Consider the following 3,364-nt stretch of genomic DNA (forward strand, 5'->3'; position numbering starts at 1 on the left):
AAAAGGTGATAAAAATGTTTAGACGAGCATTAAAATTTGCTATCGGACCAAGTATAGGAATAACTTTAGGAGGTATAATTATTCCACGGATTATGTTTCCAAACCTATATAATGAAACATATCCATCTATACCCGTACAGGCGGGTTTGTATTTTGTTGCAGGTTATATTGTGTCCTTTTTAGTTTCTCTGCTCATCGAATGGATTAGATCAAAATAAGTGGCATATAAAGCAAAAGGAAACTACAACTCCCTACTGTCCCAGTTCTGAACCCGCCCCGTCCATTTTCTAAGAACGAAAAGGTCACAAAAAAGCCTCCGAAGTTCGGAGGCTGCTTGTTTTCTAATGGTGAGCCATGGAGGATTCGAACCTCCGACACCCTGATTAAAAGTCAGGTGCTCTACCTGCTGAGCTAATGGCCCGTAATATATGGCTGGGGTGGATGGATTCGAACCAACGAATGACGGAGTCAAAGTCCGTTGCCTTACCGCTTGGCTACACCCCAACAGTCTAGAGTATACTAGCTGAAAGTTCGTAGTGTCAAGGTTAAATTGGGGTGGGTGATGGGATTCGAACCCACGACCCCCAGAGCCACAATCTGGTACTCTAACCAACTGAGCTACACCCACCACAAACATGTCAGTTCGAAAGTGGCGTCCCCGGAGGGATTCGAACCCCCGACCCACGGCTTAGAAGGCCGTTGCTCTGTCCAGCTGAGCTACAGGGACATAAAAATGGAGCGGGTAGAGGGAATCGAACCCTCGCAACCAGCTTGGAAGGCTGGGGCTCTACCACTGAGCTACACCCGCCCGCAAAGTGTATTATACCTTTTTTAATGGCCCAATACAAGAAATACTTTCAATTGTTTCAAATCACTTGTTGCCGCTCAGCCCAAAGTAGCCTAACTCATATTATATGCCCGAATGACGCGGCTTATACTTATAAATAAATAACAATTTTGTCATAATAAAGGTGAATTTATGGTATAAAAGCGACAAAGTATGTCAAAATTTCTAAAGGGGTTAGTGCAATCAATATCAAAGTACCAAAAATAGGCAAATATTCAATCGAGACGGGGATGCTATGATAAAAGCAAAAGGCAGAGGCTGGACCGAGTCGCATCGTGTTCGCAGTATGGACGGCAATCCGGACGACCATATTATGCTGATTGATTCCCCTGAATCATCGGCAACAATCGATATGGATATCTACGATAATATGGAACCTCAGGAGCGTTGGGCATTAAGCGAAGCCCGCTATAACCATGTGGTTTCCAATCAGGAGCATCTGGTGTGCAGAGTGAAACCAGATGCCACGATCATTTTCGCCAATGAGCCCTTCTGCCGCCATTTCGGGGGAATCAGCAGCGACTATATAGGGCGCAGCTTTCTGGCTATCGCTGCGGAAATAGACCGTCAGGGGATAAAAGATACCTTGCAGTCATGCCGGGGGGGCAACACTACCGGAACTTACACCTGGCGGTTTGTAGATATGCAAGGAGAGTTGACCTGGATGCCATGGTCGGTGCAGCCTTTGTACAACAACTCGGGGGTACTGGTCGAGCTGCAGCTGGTAGGCAGAAATGCCGGCGCCCAATGGCAGATGCAGGAAGCGGTTCGGGAATCCGAGGCCTATTACCGCACCATTTTTGAGAATACCGGCACGGCCATGATCATTTATGGAGAAGACGGCCTGATCAACCTGGCTAACTCGGAGTTTGAGAAATTGTGTGGCTGCAGTAAAGCTGAGATAGAAGGGGTCCGGTTGTGGACAGAATTCTTCTGCAGTGATGATTGGGATCATATCAAGCACTGTGAACAACGGCTGTCGCTAAATCTGGAGCCGGGGCCGATCCGGTTTGAAAGCAAAGTGAGAGACCAGCACGGACTGGTAAAAGACGTTCTGGTGACCATAGCGCTGATCCCTGGCAATAGACATCGGGTAGCCTCGATTGCAGATATTACCGAACGCAGGCAGATGCAGCAGGAACTGCTCCGTCTCAACCGGCTAAACCTGGTGGGGGAGATCGCTGCCAGCATCGGCCATGAGGTGCGCAATCCCCTAACCAGCATCCGCGGATTTTTACAGATTATGAGCGAGAACCAGCTCTATACGGCGGAACGGGACTATTTCGACCTCATGATCGAGGAGATCGACCGGGTCAATTTGATCATTACCGAGTATTTGCTCATGGCCCGGGACAAAAAAGCCGACCTGCAGCCTGTCAGTCTCAATCGCATCCTTAACAGTATCTATCCGTTGTTGAATGCCGATGCCCGCTCACAGGACAAAGACCTGCAGCTGGAATTAGGGAAAATCCCCGTGCTGATGCTGGACGAAAAGGAAATCCGCCAGCTGGTCTTAAACCTGGCGCGTAATGGCCTGGAGAGCATGTTAAGCGGCGGCACCCTGACCATACGCACCGTGACTGAAGGCGACCGGGCGGTTCTGGAGGTTATTGACCGGGGCGCCGGGATACCCCGCGAGATCCTGGACCAAATCGGGGTCCCCTTTTTTACCACCAAAGAAAATGGCACCGGATTGGGTTTATCTGTATGCCACAGCATTGCCAAGCGCCACCAGGCCTGCATAGAGGTCGAGTCAGGGTCCCGTGGAACCTGTTTCCGGGTCTGTTTTAATGCGCAGCTTCAGCCGCAAATGTCCTGAGCGGAGCCCTTTTCAGCTCGGCCCGATTTGCCAATTCAGCTCTATGCCGCCACGGCCGCCGAAATGCCGGCGGGGCTGAATCCATAGACCTCAGCTGCATAACCGGCCAGCCGCAAATCCCTGACTCCTGTCTTAATACCGCATATCCGGGCCAAACGGCGTATAATACCGTAAACACTGCCCGGCTTCAGCGAACATCCCGGCCCGGCGCCGACCAGGAGGTAGCCGCCCCGCAAAATCGGCCTTAAAATCATGTAATGCTTAAGGGCTGTGATTGCCCCGGCATGCAGGGAAACCGGACGCTCTCCCGCTTTAATGGTGTTGTTGTCCGGGCTCCAGCCCTGCTCATATTTCAGGCCGCACATCTCTCTGACCGTCAATCCCGCATAAAGCAATTCCACCACCGCACGATCCCGAATATTCAATACATCTTTATGTGCCTCGGCGCGGAGCCGCTGAACACCCTCCCAGGAAGTTCGTATTTCATCGGTTGAGGGCGTTTTACGTCCGGCGCGGGGGACCAGTTCGAGGGGATTAGAGGACAGCCTCCTCTTCTCCATGAGAAACCTGGCAAAGGCTGATAATGCCGAAAGGCGCCGGTTCACAGTGGAGGGCCGCAGCCCCCGCCGGCTCAAGAGGTAGAGTTTATAAGCCTCCACTTGCCCGGGCGCCAGCCGTTTGCACAAACTGCGTTTTCT

The 3,364-nt window shown here is 51.2% G+C and carries 3 protein-coding genes and 5 tRNA genes; 2 read left to right on the forward strand and 6 right to left on the reverse strand.

Features of this window, described 5'->3' with window-relative positions; genetic code table 11:
- On the forward strand, nt 1-218 hold a 218-nt coding region (locus tag B3W37_RS13020; protein WP_483176090.1), incomplete at its 5' end, for a hypothetical protein.
- A 127-nt stretch (nt 219-345) separates the two neighbouring features.
- On the opposite strand, the gene B3W37_RS13025 is transcribed toward B3W37_RS13020, so the two are convergent.
- The 5 genes from B3W37_RS13025 to B3W37_RS13045 all read right to left on the reverse strand — a co-directional run bounded on the left by B3W37_RS13025 (nt 346) and on the right by B3W37_RS13045 (nt 808).
- Nucleotides 346-421, reverse strand: a tRNA-Lys gene (locus B3W37_RS13025).
- Between the two features lie 8 nt (nt 422-429).
- Nucleotides 430-504: transfer RNA gene (locus B3W37_RS13030), tRNA-Gln, on the reverse strand.
- A gap of 47 nt (nt 505-551) precedes the next feature.
- Nucleotides 552-628 (reverse strand) — tRNA-His (locus tag B3W37_RS13035).
- A 22-nt stretch (nt 629-650) separates the two neighbouring features.
- A tRNA-Arg gene (locus tag B3W37_RS13040) sits at nt 651-727 on the reverse strand.
- A gap of 7 nt (nt 728-734) precedes the next feature.
- A tRNA-Gly gene (locus tag B3W37_RS13045) sits at nt 735-808 on the reverse strand.
- A gap of 274 nt (nt 809-1,082) precedes the next feature.
- Here B3W37_RS13045 and B3W37_RS13050 point away from each other — a divergent pair.
- Nucleotides 1,083-2,666: a PAS domain S-box protein gene (locus B3W37_RS13050; protein WP_483169115.1), complete on the forward strand. Its 1,584-nt coding sequence runs from the start codon at nt 1,083-1,085 to the stop codon at nt 2,664-2,666.
- Between the two features lie 41 nt (nt 2,667-2,707).
- Here B3W37_RS13050 and B3W37_RS13055 read toward each other — a convergent pair.
- The coding region (locus tag B3W37_RS13055; RefSeq protein ID WP_483176091.1) for a tyrosine-type recombinase/integrase at nt 2,708-3,364 on the reverse strand (657 nt) is incomplete at its 5' end.

This window comes from Syntrophomonas sp. UBA5494 (assembly GCF_002426325.1).

Bases quoted from the DNA above. Each gene is read 5' to 3' on its own strand.
- B3W37_RS13050 (WP_483169115.1), top strand. From the start codon at position 1,083: ATGATAAAAGCAAAAGGCAGAGGCTGGACCGAGTCGCATCGTGTTCGC.